Source organism: Nocardia sp. bgisy118, from assembly GCF_057708605.1.
The window spans coordinates 20,631-45,945 of sequence record NZ_JBYISM010000001.1 but is presented as its reverse complement, the minus strand read 5'-3'; the positions used below and the strand labels follow the sequence as shown (position 1 = coordinate 45,945).

Below are 25,315 nucleotides of genomic sequence, written 5' to 3'. Positions count from 1 at the left end.
GGCCCAGCTCGGCGAGACGACCGTCACGCCGACGTCGAGCCGGATCCCGCTGGACAGTGATCAGTATTCGTTCATGAACCTTTCCAGGACCGGGCCGACGACGACCATGGCATGCGGGTGGCTCAGCTCGAGGTGGCGTGCGTCGACGATCGTGTTGTGCATGTTGCCGGTGACGTACGGGCGCCATGTCCGCACGAGAGCGCCGTCGTCCATGCGGTCTTTGCCTGCGGTGAAGAACACCACCTCTCCGTCGAAAACTTCTGGCCGGTGATCGGCCGCGATCTTGCTCGCGGTCTCGAAACTCTCCATCACGCGGTCCGCCTGTTCGGCGGTGAACAGCCCGGTGCCGACCACCTGGTCCCGGATGACCGCCCACGCCTGTTCGTGCGTGTCCGCCTGCACCCCGTCACCGAGGTCGAACAGTTCTCGCCAACCGCCGAGTAGGTCCGCCATCAACTCTCCCGGCGCGGGCTCGTCCCCGGTGGTGATCGTCGCAGCTGCCGTCGGATCCGAGGCGTCGGCGGAGGAATCCAGCAGGGCCAGCGTTCCGACGAGCTCACCATCGCGCTGAAGCTGCACTGCCATCTCGTGCGCGATCTGCCCGCCCAGCGACCAGCCGAGCAAGTGGTACGGCCCGCTCGGCTGTATCCGGCGAATCTCGGCCACATACCGCTCGGCCAATTCGTTCACGGAATCCGCACGTGGTTCGCCCGCCACGACATGCGGATCCTGCAAGCCGTATACCGGTCGATCCTTGTCCACATGTTCGACCACGCCGCCGTAGAACCACGCCAATCCCCCGGCGGGGTGCACAGCGAAGAGGGCGGGCTTCGATCCGCCGGCACGCAGCGGAAGCAGTACCTCCAGACCGGAGCCGCCCTCGGCCTCATCGACCCTGCGCGCCAGCGCCTTCGGTGTCGCATCGTCGAACATCCATGGCAACGCGATCGTCACACCGCGAGCACGCAGTTCGGTCACCACCATCGTGGCCAGCAGCGAATTGCCGCCCAGGTCGAAGAACCCCTCCGAGATCCCGACCCGCGTGACGCCCAAGACCCGCGCGTATACGTCGCTGATCGCTTTCTCGGTATGCGTCCGCGGCGCGACGAACTCGTCCACCGATACCTCGAAATCGGGAGCAGGCAAGGCGTTTCGATCGAGCTTGCCGTTGACGGTCAACGGCAGATCGGGCAACACCATCACTGTCGACGGCACCATGTAGCTAGTCAGCATCTCGGCAGCGGCCTCCCGGACCTGGCCCGGATCGATCTCCCGGCCGTCGACGCCCACGACGTAACCGATCAACTGATCGACGCCGCTGGCGTGCCGGTGCACCGCCGCGGCGGCCCGCGTCACCTGCCGGTGCCGGAGCAGCGCCGACTCCACCTCGCCCAGCTCGATGCGGTAACCACGCAACTGCACCTGCGCGTCAGCCCGGCCGACGTAGTTCAACTCGAGCCCAGTGGCGGTCTTTCGCCACCGGCCCACATCCCCGGACCGATACAACCGGGCACCGTGCGGGTCGAAGGGATTCGCCACGAATCGTCCCGCCGTCACAGCAGGGGCTCCCAGGTAGCCCCGCGACAATTGCCCACCGGCCACATAGATCTCTCCGGCGGCGCCGATCGGCGCCGGGCGCAGCCGGTCGTCGAGCACGTATACGCGCAACCCCGGAAGCGGTGTCCCGATCCCGGCCGCGTCCGTCCGATCGATCTCGGTGAACGTGACATGCACTGTCGTCTCGGTGATCCCGTACATGTTGATCAATCGCGGCGATCCGGGCTCGTGCGCCGCAAACCATCCGGTCAACCGGGACGCATCCAGTGCCTCGCCGCCGAATACGACGTAACGCAGCGTGAGTTCGCCAGCGGTGCAGCCGGATTCGCGATACTCGCGCTCTGCCGCGGCGAACCCGTAGAACGCCGACGGTGTCTGGCTCAACACCGTCACGCGCTCTCGCGCCACGAGATCCACGAACGCCTCCGGCGACCGGGATGTGTGGTAGTCGACGACGACCAGCCTGCCGCCGGACAGCAGCGCGCCCCACATTTCCCACACCGCGAAATCGAAGGCGTAGGAATGGAACATCGTCCACACGTCGTCCGGGCCGAAGTCGAAGCGTTCGGCCGTGTTGGCGAACAACGTGACCGCGTCGCGATGGCTGACCGTCACCCCTTTGGGGCGGCCCGTCGATCCCGAGGTGTAGATCACATAGGCCACGTTGTCCGGCCGCGGGTTCGGCGCCACCGGATCGCAGCCGCCCGCTGCTGTCGCGTCCGAACCATCCTCGACGAGCAACACCGGCGCGGCGTACTCCGGCACCGCCGATGCCAACTCGACCGATGTCAGCACGGCGGCCGGGCGTGCGTCGTCGAGCACGAACCGCAATCGGTCCGGCGGATATGCCACGTCCAGTGGCAGATACCCGGCGCCCGCTCGCATCACCGCGAGCAGGCCAACGACCAATTCGATCGAGCGCGGTAACGCCACTGCCACCAGTGATTCCGGCCCCACGCCCTGCTCGCTCAGCCGCGCGGCGAGATGGGTGGCCTGCCGATCCAGCTCCGCATAGGTCAACTGTGACGCACCGTCGGAGACCGCGACCGCGTTCGGCTGGGCCAGGACTCGGGCAGCGAACAGGTCGACGAGCGTCACGTCCGCGACCACGACGCCGTCTTCGCCCGCCGAGTCGAGCAATTCGCGGCGCTGTATCGGATCGACGATCTCGATATCGCCGACCGCGCCCGCCGGATTCGCGGTCACCTCCTCCAGAATTCGTACGTAAGCGTCCGCGAACCGAGTCATCGTCTCTTCGACGAAGAGATCGGTGGCGAAGGTGAGCCGACCCGCCATGCCATCCGGACGGCCTCGGTCACCGAACCGCTCGACCAATTTCATGCTCAAGTCGGCCTGTGCCTGCTCGAAACCGTCTTCCATCGGCTCGATGCCGATCCCCGGCAGTTCCAACGCGGCCTTGCTCAGGTTCTGGACGTCGAGCGTCACCTGGTACAGCGGAAGATGCGCAGTCGACCGGGGCGGATTCATCGCTTCCACGACTTGCTCGAAGGGAACATCCGCATGCTCGAACGCCGCCAGGTCCGTGTCACGGGTCGCGGCGAGCAATTCGGCGAACGGCTGTCCGGGCCGCACCCGCGACCGCAAGACCAGCGTGTTGACGAACATGCCGATCAGATCATCGAGCTGACGCTCGCCACGGCCGGCCACCGGGGTGCCGATCGCGATGTCGTCGACGCAGGCCGACCTGGACAGCAGGACGGTCAACGCGGCGTGCAGGACCATGAAGACCGTCGCGTTCGCGGCGCGCGCGACAGCGACAATCCGTTCGTGCAGTTCGGCGGGAAGCTCGAAATCGACGGCGCGGCCGCGCATGGACGCGACGAGTGGCCGGGGCAGGTCGGTCGGCAATTCGAGCAGCTCGGGCAATCCGTCGAGGGTGTCTTTCCAGAATCGCAACTGCCGGGACATGACCGAGTCCGGATCGTCCGCCGAGCCGAGCATCTCTCGTTGCCACAGCGCGTAATCCGCGTACTGGACCGGAAGGACCGGCCACATCGGTGCTGTCCCTTGTCTACTCGCCTCGTACGCCAGTGCCACATCCCGCGCGAGCGGCATCATCGACTGGCCGTCGGCGCAGATGTGGTGCACGCAGATGACCAGAACGTGGTCCCGGTCATCGACAGCGAACAATTCGATACGCAACGGGGGCGCCTGTCGCACATCGAAACCCGTCGAGACCACGGCGATCGCTCGTTCCCTCACATGCTTCTCGTCGACCCGGACGGGCGTCGGTACCGAGGCGACCTCGTCGACGCCGACGGCAACCTGACACGGCTGTCCGTCGGCCATCGGGAACTTGGTCCGCAGCGACTCGTGCCGGTCGATGACCAGTGAACACGCGTGCCGCAGCGCGGCTATGTCGAGTTCTCCGCGCAGCCGGATCACCAGCGGGATGTTGTACGCACCGACCGTGGTGTCGAACTGATTGAGGAACCACATCCGCTGCTGCGCCGGTGACAGCGGCACGAGCGGCGGCCGGAGTCGCGGCGTCAGCGGCAGTCGGGAGTCTCGGTCGAAAGTATCCAGGCAGGAGGCGAGTTCGGCGACCACAGGTTTCTCGAACAGGTCTCGGACCCCGATACGCACTCCCAGTGCCGTGCTCGATTGCGCGGCCGCCCGTGTCGCCGACAGCGAGTCGCCTCCGAGGTCGAAGAAGCTGTCCGTCGCCCCTACGCTGTCGATGCCCAGGACGCTTCCGAACACCTCCGCGATGCGCCGCTCGGCGTCGGTGCTCGGAGCGACCCATTCCCGACGGTCCGCGAATTCCGGGGCGGGAAGCGCCAGGCGGTCGAGTTTGCCGGTCGTTGTGAGGGGCAGCTCGGCGAGCATCGTGAACACGTCGGGCACCATGTGCGCGGGCAGTCGCAACCGCGCGGCGGCCCGAACCTCGTTCGGATCCACGTCCTCGTCGGTGACGAGGTAGCCGACGAGTCGATCCGGGCCGCGCTGGTCCTTCCGCAGCATGACGACCGCGTGCTCGATCCCGGGATACTCGGCCAGAACAGCTTCGATCTCACCGAGTTCGATGCGCTGACCGCGGATCTTCACCTGGAAATCGCGCCGTCCGAGGTGTTCCAGGGTGTGCTCCGGTGTCCAGCGGGCGAGGTCGCCGGTGCGGTACATGCGCGAACCCGCCGCACCGAACGGATTCGCCACGAACGAGCCTGCCGTCGCCGATGCCCAGTTCACATATCCTCGCGCCAGCTGCACACCCGCGAGGTACAACTCCCCCACCACCCCGACCGGCACCGGCCGCAACCACGCATCCAGGACGACAGCCTCGACTCCACGGCTCGGCCCGCCGATGGTCACCGCACCATCCGGTCGCAGCGCGGCACTGATACACGCGAGAACCGTGGTTTCGGTCGGGCCGTACCCGTTCAACAAGGTCCGGCCCGGCGCCCACATCGCGACCGTTTCCGGTGTCACCGCCTCCCCACCGGCCATCAGCACCCGCAGCGAATCCATACCGGTCGGCGACATCGTCGCCAGCACACTGGGCGTGACGAACGCATGCGAAATCCGCTGTGCGCGAATCAGTTCTGCCAGCTCGTCGCCGCCGAACACCGCTGGCGGCGGCACCAGGAGCACAGCGCCTGCGGTGTGGGCCAGCAGCACATCGATGAGCATCGCATCGAAGCCGGGAGCGGCGGCCTGCAGCACTCGCGAACCAGTGTCCACACCGAACCGGTCTCGCTGCACGGCCGCGAAACTCGCCAGCCCCTCGTGGGTGACCGCGACCCCCTTCGGCATTCCGGTCGAGCCGGAGGTGTAGATCACGTAGGCCACGTCCCGGACGTCCGGTGTGCGCACGCGCTCGGCGTCGGTCACGGCGGCCGCCGATCGCGAGGCGATCGACGTCGCGGTGTCCGGATCATCGAGGACCATCGGGCGCACCGTGCCGGGCAGCAGATCCCGCAGTGCCTCGACCGTGACCGCAACCCGCACCTCGGCATCCGCCACCATGAGCGCGACGCGCTCGGCCGGATTCCGCGAATCGACGGGCACGAACGCCGCGCCCGTCTTGGTCACCGCCCACAGGCCGACCACGAATTCCGCCGACCGCGGCATCGCCAGCGCGACCTGATCCCCCGGGCCTACGCCCCACGCGATCAACTGCCGCGCCACTCGGTTGGACCAGGCATCCAATTCCGCGTAGGACACGGTACGCCCACCGGAAACAACGGCCGCCGCCTCGGGATCGACCGCAACGCCCGAGGACAGCAGGTCCGCTACGAGGCACGGCGCCATGGCGCTGCCACCTGAGCGGGGCACGAGCGCGCACCGCTCGCCCGCGGACAACAGATCGATCGCACCGAGCCGCCTGCTCGGATCGGTCGTCACCGCACGCAGCACGGTGTCGAAACGGGCCGCGAGACCAGCCGCTGTCACGTCGTCGACGCGGGCCCGCTGGTAGCGGAGCCGGACTTGCAACTCGTCGGTGTGGTGCGCCTGCACGGTGATCGGGTAATGCGCCGCGTCGCGGCCATCCGCCGAGACCACCCGCATACCGTCGACATCGGCCTCGCCGAGGCCACTGCTGTCGACCGGATACGACTCGAAGACGACCAGAGTGTCGAACAGCTGGCTGCTGCCCGCGGCCAGCATGATCTGTGACAGTTCGAGGTAGTGGTGGTCGAGCAGACGGGTGTTGTCCGCCTGCAGTCGACGCAGCGCGTCCTCGATGGTCAGATCCCGCCGGACATCGGCGGCGACCGGAATCGTATTGATGAACAGACCGATCGTCGACTCGACGCCCGGCAGTTCAGCGGGACGGCCGGATACCGTGCTGCCGAAGGTCACCCGTTCGACACCGAGCAGATTGCCCAGCACCACGGACCAGGCGAACTGCACGATCGTCGCCATCGTCACCGCTCGCGCCCGCGCGAACGTCACCAACTCTGCCGTCGCGGCACGATCGAGGACGATCGGCAGATCGATCGGGATGTCCGCGGTCGTCGCCGTCTGTGGATCGGCGACCAGCGAGGGCTCGCTGATATCTCGCAGCGCGTCCCGCCACACCTCGGCGCTGGTAGCGCGATCACGCCGGCCCAGCCATTCCAAGTAGTCGCGGTACGAGGTCGCCGGGGGAAGCAGTTCCGGCTGTGCGGCCACGGCGTACAAACCGATCAACTCACGCCACAGCAGCGGCAACGACCAGCCGTCCAGCAGAAGATGGTGCGCGGTCAACACCAGCCGGAAGTCGTGCGGCCCCACGGCGACGAGCAGGAACCGCAACAGCGGCGGGTCGGCGGGATCGAAGACGACCGCCCGCTCGGCGTCGATCAGCTCATCCAATTCCCTTGTGCTGCCGCAGTGTTCGACGCCGCGCCAGCACACCGTTGTGGCGGCGGGAACAACCTGCACGGGAACGCCGTCGGCCGTTCGCGTGAACGCGGCCCGCAGGTTGGGATGCCGCACGAGCAAGGCTTTCGCGGCACGCTCGAGCCGATTCTCGTCGACCACGCCGGTGAGACCGAGGACCGATTGCGCCGTGTAGACGTCGAGTTCGCCCGCCGCGAATTCGACGTGGAACAGCAGACCCGCCTGCAGCGGCGCCAGCGACCAGACCTCGCCGAGTCGACCGTACCGGTCGGCGAAGGTGTCCAGATCGCGCTGTGTGAGGTCGACCAGTGGAACATCTGCCCGCGACAATCCCCATTCGTCGTCCGCACGAGCCATGGCGGCGATCTCGGTGACGGCGTCGACCCATCCGCCGACGAGTTCGGCCACCTCTTCGTGTTCGAGCAACCGCGAGGCGTAGCCGACATGTGCCGACAGCTCGGGTCCGGCCTCGGTGTCCACGATGTTCACGTCGATCGTGATCACCGCTGCGGCAGGCATATCCGGATCGAAGGCGGCCCGCCGATCGAACTGCTCGTCGGTCGGGACCCACGCGATATCCGACAGCGAGGTGAGGTCGACGCCGGCGCGGCCGAGATTGTTGAAACTGATCTGCGGCTGGGGCGCCGACGCGAGCCGGTCGGCCGTGTCGGTGTTCAGATAGCGCAGCAGGCCGTAACCGATGCCCTTGTCGGGGATCTCGCGCAGCTGGTCTTTGACGGACTTCACTGCCGCGCGGAGGTCCGTGTCATCGATTCCACTGAGGTCGAGCGCGACCGGGTACGTGCTGGTGAACCAGCCCACGGTGCGCGAGACATCTGCTCCTGCGGCGATCTCCTCTTCGCGGCCGTGTCCTTCCAGGAGGACTTTCGCGCCCGGGTGCGTGATGCCGCGGCGCCTGCGCCAACCGACCAGCGCGACCGCCAGAGCGGCCAGCAGCGCATCGTCGACGCTGCCGCGCACGGCTCGCGGCACCGCGTCCAGCAACGCCGAGGTCACTTCGGCCGGGATGGACACCGTCAGATGCCGCACCGTCGCCTGGGTGTCGACGGCGGGATCCCATTCCGCGCTCCCGAGTTGCGGATCGGCTGCCGCACTCATCCGCTGCCACAGCTCGAACTCGTCACCCCGGCCTGCCGCCGCGGCGATCGACGCGTGTGCCCACCGCCGCATGGATGTGCCCTGGGCAGGCAACTCGACCGCCCGCCCCTGGCTGATCTGCTGCCAGGCGGTGACGAAGTCGGGCAGCAGGATCCGCCACGACACCCCGTCGACAGCCAGGTGATGAATCACGATGAGGGCACGGGCATCGGCCTCGACACCCGATTCCGGAAGCAGGCACGCGACCTGCAGCATCCGGCCCTCGGCGGGATCGAGTCGGTCGGACGCGTCGGTCAGCGCCGCTTCCACCACGGCGGTGAAACCGGCGCTGCCCGGCGCCTCGTGCGCCCCGAAGGTTCGCACGAACACCGAGCCCGCGGCATCGGCAGTGCCGACGGGAAGCACCTCCATGCATCGTTCGCGCAGCCGCGAGCGCAGCATGTCGTGCTGTTCCAGCACCGCACGCACGGTCGCGATCACGTCATCGACTCGTGCGTCCCGCGGCAAGCGCGTCAGCATCGACTGCGCGAACCGATCGGCTGCCCCGAGCCGCTCGACGAACCAGGACACGATCGGCGTGAAGGGGATTTCGCCCACGCCACCGCCCGGCAGCTCCGCGAGCGACACTCGTTCCGCGGCCTCGGCCACCTGTGCGAGCCCCCGAACGGTCTTGCGCTCGAAAATGTCCCGAGCCGTCACGATGACACCCGATGTCTTCAGCCGCGATGCCAACTGGATCGACATGATCGAGTCACCGCCGAGCGCGAAGAACGAGGTCGTCACGCCCACCGACCCGATGCCGAGCACGTCCGCGAAGGCGGCGGCGATGGTGCGTTCCAGGTCGGTCGCCGCGGCGACGGCGTCGTCGCCATCGACCTCGAAGACGGGTTCCGGCAACGCTTTTCGGTCCACCTTGCCAGTCGAGGCGAGGGGCATGTGGTCGAGCACGGTGATCGTCGACGGCACCATGTAGGCAGGCAAGACGGCGGCGACGTGCTCCGACACGGCGCTCGACTCGACGACTTCCGCGGCTTCCGCCACGATGTATGCGGCGAGCATCGGTTGCCCGCCGGGCCTCGTTCTGCTCACGGTGACAGCAGCGGCCACCTTCGGATGGGAGAGCAGCGCGGCGTCGATCTCGCCGAGTTCGATGCGCTGGCCACGAATCTTGACCTGGAAGTCGATGCGGCCGACGTATTCCAGCGCGCCCTGCGCGGTCCAGCGAACGGTATCGCCGGTGCGATACATCCGCGACCCCGGCGCACCGTACGGATCCGCGACGAACGCACCCGCTGTCGCGGCAGGGCGATTCAGGTAGCCGCGCGCCAATGCGGCACCGGAAAGGTACAGCTCCCCGGTCACCCCCACGGGCACAGGACGCAACCGCGCGTCCAGCACCACAGCCTCGACACCACGGATCGGACCGCCGATGGTGATCACATCGGACGGCTGTACCGGATCGCTGATCGTGACCACGATCGTCGTCTCCGTCGGGCCGTAGATGTTGTGCAATTGCCGTCCCGGCGCCCAGGCGGCGATCAGGTCAGCCGACACCATCTCGCCGCCGACCGCCAGCACCCGCACCGAGGCGAAGTCCGCGAGTGACACCGTCGCCAGCACGCTGGGTGTCAGGAACGCGTGGGTCACCCCATGCGCGCCGACCAGTGCGGCCAGATCCGGGCCGCCGAACACCTCCGGCGGCGACACGACCAGGCAAGCGCCTGCCGCACACGCCATCAATGCTTCGAGCAGCACCGCGTCGAAGGCGGGCGCCGCCACTTGCAGTACACGCGACGTGGCGTCCACGCGATAGCGCGCCCGCTGCTCGGCCGCGAATCCGGCCAAGCCCTCGTGCGTCACCACGACACCTTTCGGTGTTCCGGTCGAACCGGACGTGTAGACCAGATACGCCGCGTCCCGAATCTGTAGTGCCCGTGCGCGCTCCGCATCCGTGACAGCGTGGCCCGGCTGTGCGGCGATCTCGGCGGCCGCATCGGGATCGTCGAGCACGACCCATCCGACATCTCCCGGCAGCGACTCTTGTACGGCCGCAATGGTGATCCCCACGGTGACACCGGAATCGTTCACCATGTGCGCGATCCGCTCCACGGGATATCGCAGATCCACGGGGACGAAGGTGGCGCCGGTCTTCGCTATCGCCCACATGGCGACGTGGTAGTCGACCGACCTCGGCACGGCCAGCGCGGTGAACACCCCCGGTCCGACCCCTCGGGCGAGCAGGTGCCCGGCGAGCTGGCTCGACCGGCGATCGAGCTCGGCGTAGGTGAGGGTCTCGGTCTCCCCGATCAGGGCGACCGCCGCCGGATCCGCTGCCACGGCCGCGGCCAGCAGTTCGGGCAGCAGGCACGGCGACGTGGTCTCCCCACCATGTGCCGGGACCAGCCGTTCGGCCTCCCTCGCACTGAGCAGATCGATGTCGCCCACCGCGCGCGCCGGGTCGGCGGCGACCGCTTCGAGGACCCGCACGAACCGCTCGGCGAGCGATTCCGCGGTCGATGCGACGAACAGGTCTGTCGCATAGGTGATCTCGCCATCGATTCCGGCAGGCCGCCGGCCGTCGACGCGTTCGGTCATCAGCACGGTGAGGTCGGTTTTGGCCTGCGCCAGTCCGGGGTCGAGCAGTTCGACATCGATACCGGGCAGCTCGAACCGGGCCGCACGCATGTTCTGCAACCCGAACATCACCTGATACAGCGGCGTATACGCCGTCGATCGGGGGCGGTCGAGGACATCGACCAGCCGTTCGTAGGACACATCGGCGTGCGCGAGGGCCTCGAGGTCCACGTCGCGGACCTCCACCAGAAGTTCCCGGAACGACCGGTTCTCGCGGACACGCGTGCGCAACACCACGGTGTTGACGAACATGCCGACCAGATCGTCCAGCGCCTGGTCGCCTCGACCGGCGACCGGGGTGCCGACCGCGATGTCCTCGCTGTGCGCGGTGCGCGCCAACAGGATCGCCAACGCCGTGTGCAGCACGACGAACACGGTGACGCCCTCACGGTGTGCCAGCCGCACGATGTCGTCGTGCAGCCCCGCCGAGATCGCGAAGGGAACGCTGCCACCGGCCATCGACATGGCGGCAGGCCGTGGCCGATCGGTCGGCAGTTCGAGCAGCTCCGGGGCCTCGTCGAGAACCTCGGTCCAGTAGGCGATCTGCCGCGCGATCAGCGACGCCGGATCGTCCTCGGCGCCGAGCATCTCGCGCTGCCACAGCGCGTAGTCGGCGTACTGGACGTCCAGTGGTTCCCATTGCGGCGCTTCGCCGTTCACCCGCGCTTCGTAGGCGGCGAAGACATCGCGGGCCAGCGGCGCCATCGATGAGCCGTCGGCGGCGATGTGATGGACCACGAGCACGATCACATGCTCGTCGGCGCCGGTGCGGTACAGCCGTGTCCGCACGGGCGCCGATTCCGCGACATCGAAACCCGTCCCGACGGCCTGCCGGATCCGGTCGGCCAGCTCCGCCTCGTCGGCGACCGGCTCCGGATCCGGCACCAGGTCCCTGGCCACCGCCGCAACGTCCTGCACGACCTGGCACGGCTCGCCGTCGACAGCGGGATACACCGTGCGCAGCGGCTCGTGCCGGGACACCACATCGAGCAATGCCGCCCGCAACGCGGCTACCTTCAGCCGGCCCGTCAACCGGGCCGCGAGGCAGATGTTGTACGCCGCCGAAGCGGTGTCGAACTGGTTGAGGAACCACATCCGTCGTTGCGCCGCCGCCAACGGGACCGCCGCCGGACGTGGCCGGGCGGCGAGCGGAACCACCGCCGAACCGGTTCGCTCGCCGAGGCATTCGGCCAATCCGGCGATCGTCGGCTCGTCGAAGATGTCGCGGATGCCGACCTCGATACCGAGCGCCGCGGCGGCCCTCGCCGCGATGCGGGCGGCGGTCAGCGAGTTGACCCCGATCTCGAAAACGTTCGCCGTCACGCTCACTCGGTCGATATCCGTGATCTCGGCGACGATTTCGGCAAGGGCCGCTTCGTATTCGGTGCGCGGCGGCACGAATTCCTCGCCGTCGTCGAAGACCGGCTGCGGCAAGGCGGCTCGATCGAGCTTGCCGTTCGGTGTCAGCGGCATCGCATCGAGCACCTGTACGGCGGCCGGAACCAGGTACGACGGCAGTGCACGGGTGAGCTGGTCGCGAATCGCGCGCCCATCGGTCACCGCACCGGGTACGAGCGTCGCGTATCCGACGATGTGTTCCGCCGTGGCGACCGCGACGGCGCGTGCGACATCCGGGAGCGCGGACAGCGCCGCTTCGACATCACCCGGTTCGACCCGCTGACCGCGGACCTTGACCTGGAAATCACTGCGGCCCAGGTACTCCAGCTCGCCGGCTTTCGTCCACCGGACGAGATCACCGGTGCGGTAGAGCCGCTCGCCCGCCGCGCCGAACGGGTGCGCCACGAAGACACCGCAGGTGAGATCGGCACGAGCGTGATAACCGCGGGCCAGCTGGACACCCGAGATGTACAGGTCGCCGACCACACCCACCGGCACCGGCCGCAGCCGCGAGTCCAGAACGTAGACCCGCATGCCGGACACCGGTGTGCCGATCGGGACCATCGCGCGGGTCGTCACATCCGGCACACAGTGTGCAGCCGTGACGACTTCCGCCTCGGCCGGACCGTACCAGTTCACCACCTCGGCCTTCGCGAACACGCGCGCCGCCGCGTCGACGGTGCGCTGCGCCAGCGCCTCACCGGCAACGAGTACTCGCCGGATCGACGACAGCTCCGTGCCGGCGGTGGTTTCGAGGAGAACGTCCAGCATCGAGGGGACGAAGTGCACGGTACTGATCCGGTGTCGCGCGATGACGCCCGCGAGGTACGCCGGGTCGCGGTGCCCGTCGTGTTCGGCGACCACGATCTGCGCACCGGTCTGCAACGGCCAGAACAACTCCCATACCGCGATGTCGAACGTGATCGGAGTCTTGTACAGGACCGTGTCGGACGCGTCGTGTGGCCACTCCCGCTGTGCCCACGCCAATTGGCTCACGGTCGCGGCATGGGTCAGCGCGACGCCTTTGGGAACGCCGGTGGAGCCGGAGGTGAACAGGACGTAGGCCACATTGGTCGGCCGCAGCGGCGCGCGGCGCTCCGAATCGGTGATCGGGGCATCGGCAAGACCTGCCAGGTCCACTCGATCGATCCGCGCGGTCTCGAACCCCTCCGGAAGTTCGTCGCCGTCCGCGGATGTGGTGAGCACCATCAACGGCCGCGCCGCGTTCAGCACGCCGGCGATTCGCGCGCTTGGAGTATCCGGATCTATCGGAAGGAACGCCGCCCCCGCCTTCACCACCGCATACAGCGCCGTGATTTGCTCGACCGATCGCCGAATGCAGACCGCCACAACAGTTTCCGGGCCAGCCCCGCGCGCGATGAGCCATCGGGCGACACGGTTGACGCGGGTGTCGAAATCCCGATAGGTCGACACGGTGCCGTCCGAGACGCGAATCGCCGGAGCATCCGGGGTGCGGGTGACCTGTTCGTCGAAGGCGTCGACCAGTGTCCGGACTGCCACGGCGGGAACGGCGGTGTCGTTCCATTGCTCCAGCACCAAGTGCCGCTCCGCGGCATCGAGCAACTCCATCCCGCCGACCGCCGCATCGGCGTCGGTCGCGGCAGCGTCGAGTACGCGCACGAATTGTTCGGCGAAACGCCGGACGGAGTCCTGATCGAAAAGGTCCGCGGCATACGTCAGGCGCAGCGTCATGCCGGTCGGCTCGTTGTGGGTGCCGTGCCCCTCCGTCATCATCAGCAGCAGGTCGTAGATCGCGGCACTGTCGCCCGGATCCACGTTCTCGACGGTGAGACCCGGAAGTTCGACACGCGCCTGCGCGATGTTCTGGTAGGCGAGCATGACCTGGAACAACGGCGTATGGGCCGTCGACCGGGCGGGATTCACGGCCTCCACCACCTGCTCGAAGGGGACGGTGGCATGGTCGAAGGCCTCGATGTCCGTGCGCCGCACCTGGTTCAGCAAGCTGGAGAACGATTGATCCACCGTGACCCGGGTGCGCATCACCAAGGTATTGACGAACATCCCGACAAGGTTGTCGAGCGATCGGTGACCGCGGCCCGCATAGGGCACACCGATGGTGATGTCGCCGCTGCCCGAAAGCCTCGACAGCAGCACCGCCAGCGCCGTGTGCACGACCATGAACGTCGTCGCGCCCGCTCGCCGCGCCAGCGCCTCGACCCTGCCCTGCAACTCACCGGGGATCGTGACATGTTCGACCGCGCCACGTTGTGTCTGCACGATCGGTCGCGGCCGATCGGTCGGCAATTCGATCACATCGGGGACGCCCGCGAGCTGAGTGCGCCAATAGCCGATGTCGCGGGCCAGGTACGAGTCCGGGTCGTCCGCCGAGCCGAGCACCTCGCGCTGCCAGAGGGCGTAATCGGCGAACTGGACGGCCAGCGGAGCCCAGTCGGGCGGGTTACCGCTGGACCGCGCACGATAGGCCGTCACGATATCGGCGGCCAGCGGCGCCACCGAAAAGCCGTCGCAACTGATGTGATGGACGGCCAACGCGACCACCCACGCCTGGTCCGACAGCTGATACAGCGCAATGCGCAGTGGCACGCCCTTCGACACGTCGAATCCGGCACCCGAGAACTCGGCCAACCGGTCCGACAGCTCGCGCTCGCCGACCGGCTGCGGCGTGAGGTCCCAGGTCGCGACAACGTCGGCCGCGTCGAGCACAACCTGTGTGGGCGTGCCGTCGACCGCCGGATACATGGTGCGCAGGCTCTCGTGCCGCTCGACGACATCGCCGACAGCCGCAGCGAGCGCATCGATGTCGAGCACACCGTCGAGCCGGATCGCCAGCGGTACAACGTATCCGGGTGAATCCGGATCGAACTGGTTGAGGAACCACATCCGCGCCTGTGCCTGCGACAGCGGAACGCGGTCCGGGCGCTGCTTCGGAGCGGGCTCGGGCAGATTCGGTACCGCACGCAGCCGCGAGATACGTTCGGCAAGGTCGGCAACGGTGGGCGCCTCGAATATCACCTGCACCGGTACGGCCACGCCGACGACCTCGCCGATCCGGCTCAGCGCGCGCGTCGCGACGAGCGAATTTCCGCCCAGGTCGAAGAAGTTGTCGTCCGCGCCGATCTCCGGGCGATCGAGCAGTTCGGCGAAGATCCCGGCGACTGTCTGCTCGACGAGTCCCTGCGGCGCGCGGTACTCGGATTCCTGGTTTCCCGGGTCTGGCGCCGGCAACGCTCGGTAGTCGACCTTGCCGTTGGCCGTGACCGGGATCGCGTCGATCCGGATCAGCGAAGACGGCACCATATACGCCGGCAGCCGTTCGAGCAGAAAGCCCCTGACTCCCTTGACATCCAACGCCTCGGTGGCCACCACGTAGGCCACCAAGCGTTGCTCGCCGCGATCGGTGCGCACCTGCACGACGGTCGCGTTCACCTGCTCGTGGGCGACCAACGCGGCTTCGATGTCACCGAGTTCGATCCGCAGACCGCGAATCTTCACCTGGGTGTCGGCGCGGCCGACATAGCGCAGGCTGCCATCCGCGCCCCAGCGGACCAGGTCGCCGGTGCGGTACAGCCGAGAACCGCTCGCACCGGACAAAGGATCGGCGACGAACGTCGCCGCCGTCAGACCGGGCCGTTCGTGGTAGCCGCGAGCCAGCTGGACGCCGCCGAGGTACAGCTCACCGGTCACCCCGACGGGAACGGGACGCAGTCGCGAATCCAGAACGCGCACCACCACATTCGCCTCGGGAATGCCAATCGGCACTGCGCCGCCGTCGAGCGCGTCGATGCGGTGCGAGGTGACGCTGACCGCGGCCTCCGTCGGCCCGTACAGATTGTCGATGCGCGCCGCGCCGAGATCCCGGAAGCGACGGACGGTGTCGGCAGGCAGCGCCTCGCCGATGCACAGCACCCGCCGCAGGTCCGGGAATTCGTGTTCGGCAGCCTGCTCGAGGAATGCGGAGAGCAACGACGGCACGAAATCCACGGTCGTGACGCGATATTCGGCCATCAGCCGGGCCACGGCGGCGGGATCGACATGCGCGTCGAAACCCGCGACAACCAACGCCGCGCCGCAGGTCAATGCGGAAAACAGCTCCCAGACGGACAGGTCGAAGGTGAACGGCGTGCGCAACAGCATGACATCGTCGCCGCCGAACCCGTAGTGGTCGCGCAGCCACCGCAGTTGATTCACCACCGCCGCATGCGTTACCGCCACGCCCTTCGGCACACCCGTCGAGCCGGAGGTGTAGATGACATACGCCAGATCGTCCGGGCGCAAAGCCCGGATCCGGTCGGCGTCTGTCACCTCCGACGTATCCGCGTGCTCGGTACCGAGCTGCTCGAACGTCCACACCGGAACGCCATCGGGCACATTCGCCCTGTCGACCGCTCGGGTGAGGACGGCAGTCGGCATCGCGTCGGTGAGGACCGCGCGCACCCGATCGACCGGGTGATCCGGATCCAGCGGCAGATAGGCCGCGCCCGCCGCGTGGATCGCGTACAGCGTGGTCAGCAGGTCAACGGATCGACGCATCGCAACGGCAACAACGGTTCCCGGACCGATCCCCCGTCCGATCAGCACGCGCGCCAGCGAATTCACCCTCGCCGCGAATTCTCGGTAACCGATCCGGTCGCCACCCTCGGCATCGATCACGGCGGTGTTCCCCGGGGTCGCCGCTGCCTGCGCGGTGAACAGGTGGGCGATCGTCGCGGACGAAGGACGGGTCGTCTCCCCGGTCGACCGCGCCATCAGCTCGCGCGCCTCGTTCGCGGTCAGTAGATCGATATCACCGACAGCGCGGGCGGGATCAGCGACGATCGCTTGCAGCAGCTGCAAGTAACGGTCGAAGATCGAGGTGATCGTCGCTTCGTCGAACAGATCTGTCGCATAAGCGAATTCGACTTCCATGTCGCCCGGTTCACCGTCCGGCTCCAGCGCGTCGACGAGATTCAGATGCAGGTCGTACTTGGCGACGCTCGAATCAGCCATCCGGGCCGAAACCGTCAGGCCCTCGAACGCCACGGTCGGGATCTCGATGTTCTGGAACGAGAATCCGACTTGCGTCAACGGCGCATGCGCTGTCGTACGTGGCGGATTCAGCACCTCGACGAGCCGCTCGAACGGGATGTCGGCGTTCTCGAAGGCGGCCAGATCGGTGGCCCGGACCTGATCGAGTATCCGGAGGAAGGACGCGGCGGGCTCGATGCGTGTCCGCAATACCAGCGTATTGACGAACATTCCGACCAGGGCATCGAGTCCGGGCTCGCCGCGACCGGCGATCGGTGTGCCGACCGCGATATCACCGCTTCCCGAAAGCCGCGCCAGCAGCGCAGCGTACGCCGCGTGCATCACCATGAAGACCGTCGCATCGTGGCGGCGGGCCAACGCGACCACCTCACGATGGAGTTCCGCGGGCACCTTCGTCGACACCGTCGCACCACGGAACGACTGTTTCGCCGGCCGCGGGCGATCGGTGGGCAGGTCGTGCACCTCGGGCACATCGGCGAGAGCCGCACGCCAGTAGTCGATTTGGGCGACGGTCTGGCTGTGCGGATCGCTCTCGGTGCCGAGCATTGTGTGTTGCCACAGAGCGTAATCCGCGTATTGCACAGGCAACGGCGCCCACGGCGGTTCCTGTTGCCGGACGCGGGCTTTGTACGCGGTCATCAGGTCTGCGGCGAGCGGCGCGAGCGACGACCCGTCGAAGCTGATGTGATGGACTACGAGGACCAGGGTGTGGTCGTCGGGTGCGCTGCGCAGCAAGGTGATCCGGAACGGAACCTCGGCCGTGACATCGAACCCGGCGGCCACCTCCGCGGCAATGTGTGCCTCGACGTCGCTCGCCGCGACCGGCAACGGCTCCAGCCGGGGCAGTGCCGTCTCCACCGACACGACCACCTGGTGCGGTCCGCTGTCGCTGTCCGGGTAGACGGTTCGCAGGGATTCGTGCCGGTCGAGCACATCCGCGATCGTCGCGCGCATGGCGGCGACGTCGAGTTCTCCCGACATGTGGACGACCATCGGAATGTTGTACAGCGCCGAGCTCGTATCGAACTGATTGAGGAACCACATGCGCGCCTGCGCGGGCGACAGCGGGATTCGGACCGGGCGCTCTTGCGGCGCAAGAGGTTCCCGTCCCGCCGTGTCGCTGGTCCGGAGATTCTCCGCCAAGGCGGCGATGGTCGGCGCATCGAAGACCGCGCGCAACGAGACATCGACACCGAACGCGACGCTCAGTTGCGCCGCCACCCGAGTGGCCGACAACGAGTTGCCGCCCAGATCGAAGAAGCTGTCGAGGACGCCGACGTGCTCGAGCCCCAGCACCGCGGCACACACGTCGACGACGATCTGCTCGGCAGCGTCTCGCGGTGCGACGAATTCGACGATGCCAGCGGCGAATACCGGTTCGGGCAAGGCCGCACGGTCGATCTTGCCCACCGACGACAGCGGCAGCGTGTCGAGCAGCATCACCGTGTCCGGGACCATGTGCGAGGGCAGGCGTTGCGCGGCGTACCTCAGCAGCTCCGCGGTATCGACGGTCTCGATCGCAGGCACGACGTAGGCGGCCAGTCTCGATCCACCGTCGGTCTCGACGCCCACCGTCACCGCCACCGCCACGGCGGGGTGCGCGGCGAGGACGGCCTCGATTTCGCCGAGTTCGATGCGCTGACCCCGGATCTTGACCTGGAAGTCGGTGCGACCGAGGTATTCGAGCGTTTCCTCCGGTGTCCAGCGGGCCAAGTCGCCGGTCCGGTACATACGGGTACCGGGGGGACCGTACGGATTGGCGACGAACGCGGTGGCCGTGGCGACCGGCCGGTCGAGGTATCCGCGGGCCAGCTGCACTCCGGACACATACAGCTGTCCGGTCACTCCGACCGGCACGGGCTGCAGGCCGGTATCCAGGACCACGGCCTCGACACCACGAATCGGGCCACCGAGGGTGACTCGCTCCCCGACACACAGCGGGTCGCTGATCGCGACCATGATCGTGGTCTCGGTCGGCCCGTACCCATTGAACAGCTGCCGACCGGGTCCCCAGACGGAGACCGTCTCCGCCGACACCGCCTCCCCACCGGCCACCAGCACCCGCAGTGAATCCAAACCGTCCGGCGACATGGTCGCCAGCACGCTCGGCGTCACGAACGCGTGGGACACCCGCTGCGCCCGAACCAATTCCGCCAAGTCGCGCCCTGCGAAGACTTCCGGCGGCGACACCACCAACGCCGCGCCGTTCGCATGAGCCATCAGCAACTCCAGCACCACCGCGTCGAAGCCCGGCGCCGCCAGCTGCAACACCCGCGAGGAACCGTCGACCCGATAGCGCTCCCGCTGCTCGGCCGCGAAATTCGCCAACCCCTGGTGGGTGACTGCGACACCCTTCGGCGTCCCCGTCGACCCCGAGGTGTACAGCACGTACGCCGTGTCCGAGATACGGCAGGGCCGCACCCGGTCCGCATCCGTCACCGTCGCCGAGGACCGTGACGCGATGCAGACCGTGGTGTCGGGCTCGTCGAGCACCAACCGCCGGACCGAGTCCGGAAGCAGGTGCTGCGAAGCCTCGACGGTGATCCCCACCCGCGCGTCGGCATCGGCCACCATGAGCGCGACCCGATCGGCCGGATTTCGCGGATCCACCGGCACGAACGCCGCGCCCGCCTTGGTCACCGCCCATATCGCCACCACGAACTCCACCGACCGCGCCATCGCCAACGCGACCTGATCACCCGGGCCTACACCCCACCCGATCAATTGCCGGGCAAGACGGTTCGACCAAGCATCCAACTCCGCGTACGACACCGTGCGATCACCCGAGACCACCGCCGCCGCGCCCAGATCCCGTACCGACAACAACTCCGCCAACACCCGCGGCGCCTCGGCACGGCCACCCGACGCGGGCAGCAACCCTGCCCGCTCGACCCCCGACAGCACATTCACACCACCCACCCGGACCTGCGGATCGGACACGACCGCCTCGAGGACCCGATTCAGCCGCGCGGCCAGCTCCTCGACCGTCGCCCGATCGAACAGATCCGTGGCGTAGTCGATCCGCAGTGCGACATCGCCTCCCGCGGCGGTGTTTTCGGCGACGGTGACGATGATGTCCACCTTCGCCGGTTGCGGCCCGGGATCCAGGATCTCGACGGTGAGGTCGGGGAGCTCCAGGCTCGGGCGGTCCATGTTCTCGAAGGCGAGGTACACCTGGCACAGCGGTTCGTACGCGGTCGACCGCTGGGGATCGATTTCCTCCACCACGCGTTCGTAGGGCAGGTCGCTGTTGGCAAAGGCATCGAGATCGACATCTTTCACCCGCGCCAGAAAGGCGGTGAACGATTCGCCGGAACGCACCTCGGTGCGCAGCGGCACGGTATTCACGAACATGCCGATGAGCGGTTCCAGCGCACGCTCGCCGCGGCCCGCGACCGGCGTCCCGATGGTGATGTCCTTCGAGCCCGACAGCCGGGCCAGCAGAACCGCCAGGGCGGCATGGACGACCATGAAAGTAGTGACGTTGGCCGTGCGAGCCAACCGCTCGATCCCGGCGAAGGTCTCGGCCGGTATCACGGTGTCGGCGACGTCGCCGCGCATGGACTGGTGCGCAGGGCGCGGACGGTCGGCGGGCAGCTCCAGCAACGGCGGCATCCCCGCCAACTGCTTTGCCCAGAAACGCAACTGGCGTGCCGCCACGGACTCCGGATCGTTCTCGTCACCGAGCAAGTTGCGGTGCCAGATGCTGTAGTCGGCATATTGCACCGTCAGGGGCTGCCAGGCCGGCTTCTTTCCTTCCGACCTCGCTTCGTAGGCCGTCACGACATCGGCCGCGAGCGGTCCGAGGGACGATCCGTCGCAGCAGATATGGTGCAAGACGATGACCAGGACATGCCGATGCCGGTCCGCGGACGCGAGCAGCGTGACCCGGATCGGCGGACTCGTACGCACGTCGGATCCGATCGACGCCAGGTCACGGAGCCGCTGCGCGAGGTCGGCGGAGTCGATCGGTTCGGGTGACAGATCGAGACCGGCGACAACGTCCTCGGCAGGCAGAACGACCTGTGTCCCTTCTCCGTTCACGACGGGATAGACGGTCCGCAGGGACTCGTGCCGATCGATCACATCCGTCAGGGCCGTGCGCAGCGCAGCGACGTCGAGACGGCCGGTCAGCTGCACCACCAGTGGAATGTTGTACGCCGCCGAGGCCGGATCGACCTGATTGATCAGCCACATTCGGTTCTGCGCCGGCGACAGCGGGATCGGCTCGACGCGTGGCTGCGCGCGCAACGCGAGGCGGCCGGGGCGGTGCTCGGCGTCGATGAGCGCGGCGAGTTCGACGACGGTCGGCTTGCCGAACAGATCCCGGACCGACAGATCGGATCGGGTCAGCTCGGCGATCCGTACGGCGGCGCTGGTCGCGGTGAGCGAATTACCACCCGCTTCGAAGAAGTTGTCCAGCACACCTACCCGCTCCAAGCCCAGCACCTCGGCGAAGACGTCCGCGATCGTCTCCTCCATCACCGTGCTCGGCGCGACGTACGCCGCGGCCGAATCGAAGACAGGCTCGGGCAGCGCCCGATGGTCGACCTTGCCGTTGACGGTCAGCGGCAACTCGGGCAACACCACGACGACGGCGGGGACCATGTATTCCGGCAGGATCGTCGCGACATGCGCGCGCAGGGTGTCGGCCCCACCGGCGATTTCGCCGATGGGCACGACATAGGCGACGAGCCGCGCCGCCTCCGTGCCGGGCAGATGCACGACGACGACTGCCGCTGAGACTGCGCTGTGGGTCAGCAGCGCGTTACGTATCTCGTCCAGCTCGATGCGGAACCCGCGCAGCTGCACTTGCTGATCGCCACGGCCACGGTATTCCAGCTCGCCCGTGTGGTTCCAGCGCGCGACATCGCCGCTGCGATAGAGTCGCTCGCCCGGCTTGCCGAAGGGGTTGGCCACGAAACGTCCGGCGGTGAGTGAAGGCCGGTGGAGATAGCCGCGGGCGAGTTGCGTTCCGGCGACATAGATCTCACCCCAGGCGCCCAGTGGCGCCGGACGTAATCGTTCGTCCAGGACATACGCGCGCAGCCCCGGCAGCGCCGGGCCGATCGTGCTCGGCGCGCCCGGCATCGCGATCTGCGGTGTCAGGCCGAGATAGGTGACGAAGACAGTGGTTTCGGTGATGCCGTAGCTGTTGGCCAACACAGGCAGCTTCGGGTTGTGTTCGTACCAGTCCGCCAGCGCCGCCGGGTCGAGACGTTCGCCCGAGAGAACGACCAGTCGCATCGACAGCTCACCGTCGGGCTCACCGGCGTCCGCGTAACGCTGTCGTGCCGCGGCGAATTGGTGGAACGCGGAGGGCGTCTGGTTGAAGACGGTCACCTTCTCCAGTGCCACCAAGCGCACGACATCGTCCGGCGAGCGAGTGGTGAGGCTGTCCACGACGACCACCCGGCCGCCGCTGACCAATGCGCCGAAGATCTCCCACACCGAGTAGTCGAACGCGAACGAATGGAACAACGTCCACACGTCTCCGGTCCGGACGCCGATCTCGGCGCACGCGTTCACCAGGTAGGTCGCGACGGCGCGATGGGTGATCGCCACGCCTTTCGGCCTGCCTGTCGATCCGGAGGTGTAGATGACGTAGGCGACGTTGTCGGGGCACAGTGGGCTCGGCCGATCGGCGTCCGTGATCGGCGCCGCCGATTCGTCGCAGGCCGCGCCGTCGAACAGCACCACACGGCCGGGATCGCGCGGCACGTGCTCGCGCATACCGCGGGTCGTCACGACGGCGATCGGATCGGCGTCGTTCAGCACATATTCCAGCCGATCGGCCGGATGCGCGACGTCCAAGGGCAAATACCCCGCACCCGACTTCAGGACGGCCAGCGCAACGACGATGAGATCGGCGTCCCGTGGCATCGCGATGGCTATCAGTGATTCCGGACCCGCTCCGAGGGCGATGAGCGTACGGGCGAACCGGTTGGATCGCTCGTCGAGCTCGCGATAGGTCAGGGCGGTCTCACCCGATCCGACGGCCACCGCGGAGGGTGTGGCGGCGGCCTGCCGCGTCAGCAAATCTACGAGCGTCGCTGTGCTCGTTGCGCCGTCACGACCGGCGAGCTGCCCGACGATGCGCGCCTCTTCGGCGGGGTCCACGAGCGGGATCTCGACCAGAGGGGTTTCGATGGGCGAATCCATCAAACGATGCAGGAAGGCGATGAACCGACCTGCGTGCGCATCGAGTTCGTCCTGGCTGTACAAATTCGCATTCCCGTGCAGTTCGATCAGCAGCGGCGCGTCGGCCCCGGAACGGTACAGATTCAGCTGCAGATCATCCAATGCACCCGACGTCAGTGCGCGGTAACGGCCGACGGCCGACCCGAGGCGGATCTCCGAGTCGAAGAAGAGGATATTGACAATCGGTCCGAACGAGGTCGCGGACGCGTCCAACGCATTCGAATCGCGACGCAGATCCTCGAACCTGTAGAGCTGATGCCGCATCCCGGAGACGAGTTCGGACACCGACGCGCGGATCACTTGCTCCACAGTGGTCGTCGCGTCCACGGTGAACCGAATCGGCACCATATTCGCCAGCATCGCGGCAGAATTGCGCAGGGCTTTCGTCACACGAGCGCTGACCGGCATCGACAACACCACGTCGTCGGTACCGGTCATTCTGGCGAGGAACGCGGCGAAGGCCGCGATGACCACTTGCGCGGGCGATGCGTGCAGGTCGTCGGAGAAACGGTCGAGCATGGTGGACAATTGCGACGGAAGCTGCTGGCCCGCGACATGATCGACCTTGCTCCACCGGGCTGTGCGACCGGACAGGCTCGGCGGCGTCGGAAGATCGGCAACCTTGTCGAGCCAGTACGCCTTGTCGGTCTCGAACCGCGAGCTGACGCGATAGGCGCGCTCCGCCTCGACGATGTCGCGCAATCCGGCCGCCTCCGACGGCACGGGCGGCCTGCCTTCGAGCAAGGCGTTGTAGTGCTCGGCCATCCGGGTGATGACGTTGAACGCGGCGTAGCCATCGACGATGAGGTGATGGGCACGCCCGTACCACAGGTACCGATCTTCGGCGAGCCGGATCAGCCGCGTCGCGGTGAGCCGGTCACGGCTCAAATCGACAGCCTTGGTGTTGTAATCGCGCCGCATCCATTCCATTGCCGCGGCGAACGGGTCGTCCTCGCCGCTGACGTCGAGAATGGACTCGTTGTAGGTGATGCTGCGGTCGACGAATTGATAGGGGACGCCATTCGACTCGACCACCCGGACGACGAGAGATTCGGTTTCGCGGCTGGCGTCGTTCACCGCCTTGGTGAATACGTCGTGGTCGATCGGCCCCGCGATTTCGATGTAATGTGCGATGTTCACCGTCGGCCCCCCCGACAGGTTGTCCGCGAGCCACATGCCGTACTGCGCCCTCGAGAGCGGAATCAGATCCAGCTGGTCGGCAGTTTCGGCTGACTTTGGGTTCATCTAAACCTCTCGCTCGGACTCGGAGGCATAGAACACGGCGGACCCCGCCCCTGCCCGTGCTCGAAATCGCCTGTATATGCACTTCGTCTACGTCGAAGCAGCGCCCAAATCTCTGGTCTGGAACGCGCCGATCAGCACAGCGTGCGGCTCACCTCGTCCGCACCCGGAATCACTCGGACGCCGACGGTCGTGCGACGAATCCCCAAGCTCCCACTCATTGACGTCTCCCAGCATCTCGAAATCTGAAATCGGACATCTCGAACATCTGGTGAAGCAACGCGGGCTCACATGCAAACAGCAATCTCGCGCAGTCTAGCGACTTCGCAGCACTTACTTCCGATCTTTCGCCGGGCCTTCGGCAGTGCGTGGTCGGGTTCGGATCGGTTTCCGGCGGCTGATCGGCGACCGGCGGGCAACACAGGGTGGCCCGCTCCGCAGGTGTCTGCCGGGTTCCACGGGCGCGGGGGTACGTCCTTTCGCGGGTTGCAGGAGAGTCGTGCGAGTCGGCCCTGCGGCAGGCGGTCGGGTGCGGTGATCAGCAGGCTGGTGCGGGGAACATGCCGGGACAGGCGCAGGTGGGTGCCGCGGGCGTGCCATGCGAGTTCGGCCGGTGACAAGAATGGTTGCAGGCGTAGGGTTTTCGACTCCCAGCGGCGGGTTGATCGGTCGCGCAGGGCGATCGTCGCAGCCAGGCGTGCAGTGCCAGGGCGAAGCGCTGCCGAACCATCGTCCCGGGCAGGGAACGCGTGCCTGCCCGGGACGCGATTCGGCGTCAGCCGGTGCGCGG

1 protein-coding gene is annotated in these 25,315 nt (G+C 67.5%); it reads right to left on the bottom strand.

Translation table 11 applies throughout. The annotated features are described in order from the left end of the window. Positions 1-60: 60 nt before the first annotated feature. Positions 61-24,528: a non-ribosomal peptide synthetase gene (locus AC3EO7_RS00105; protein ID WP_435590124.1), complete on the bottom strand. Its 24,468-nt coding sequence runs from the start codon at positions 24,526-24,528 to the stop codon at positions 61-63. Between the last annotated feature and the right edge of the window lie 787 nt (positions 24,529-25,315).

What these genes read in the sequence shown, in the direction of transcription:
- AC3EO7_RS00105 (WP_435590124.1), bottom strand. Translation starts at nt 24,528, where the DNA reads ATGAACCCAAAGTCAGCCGAAACTGCCGACCAGCTGGATCTGATTCCG.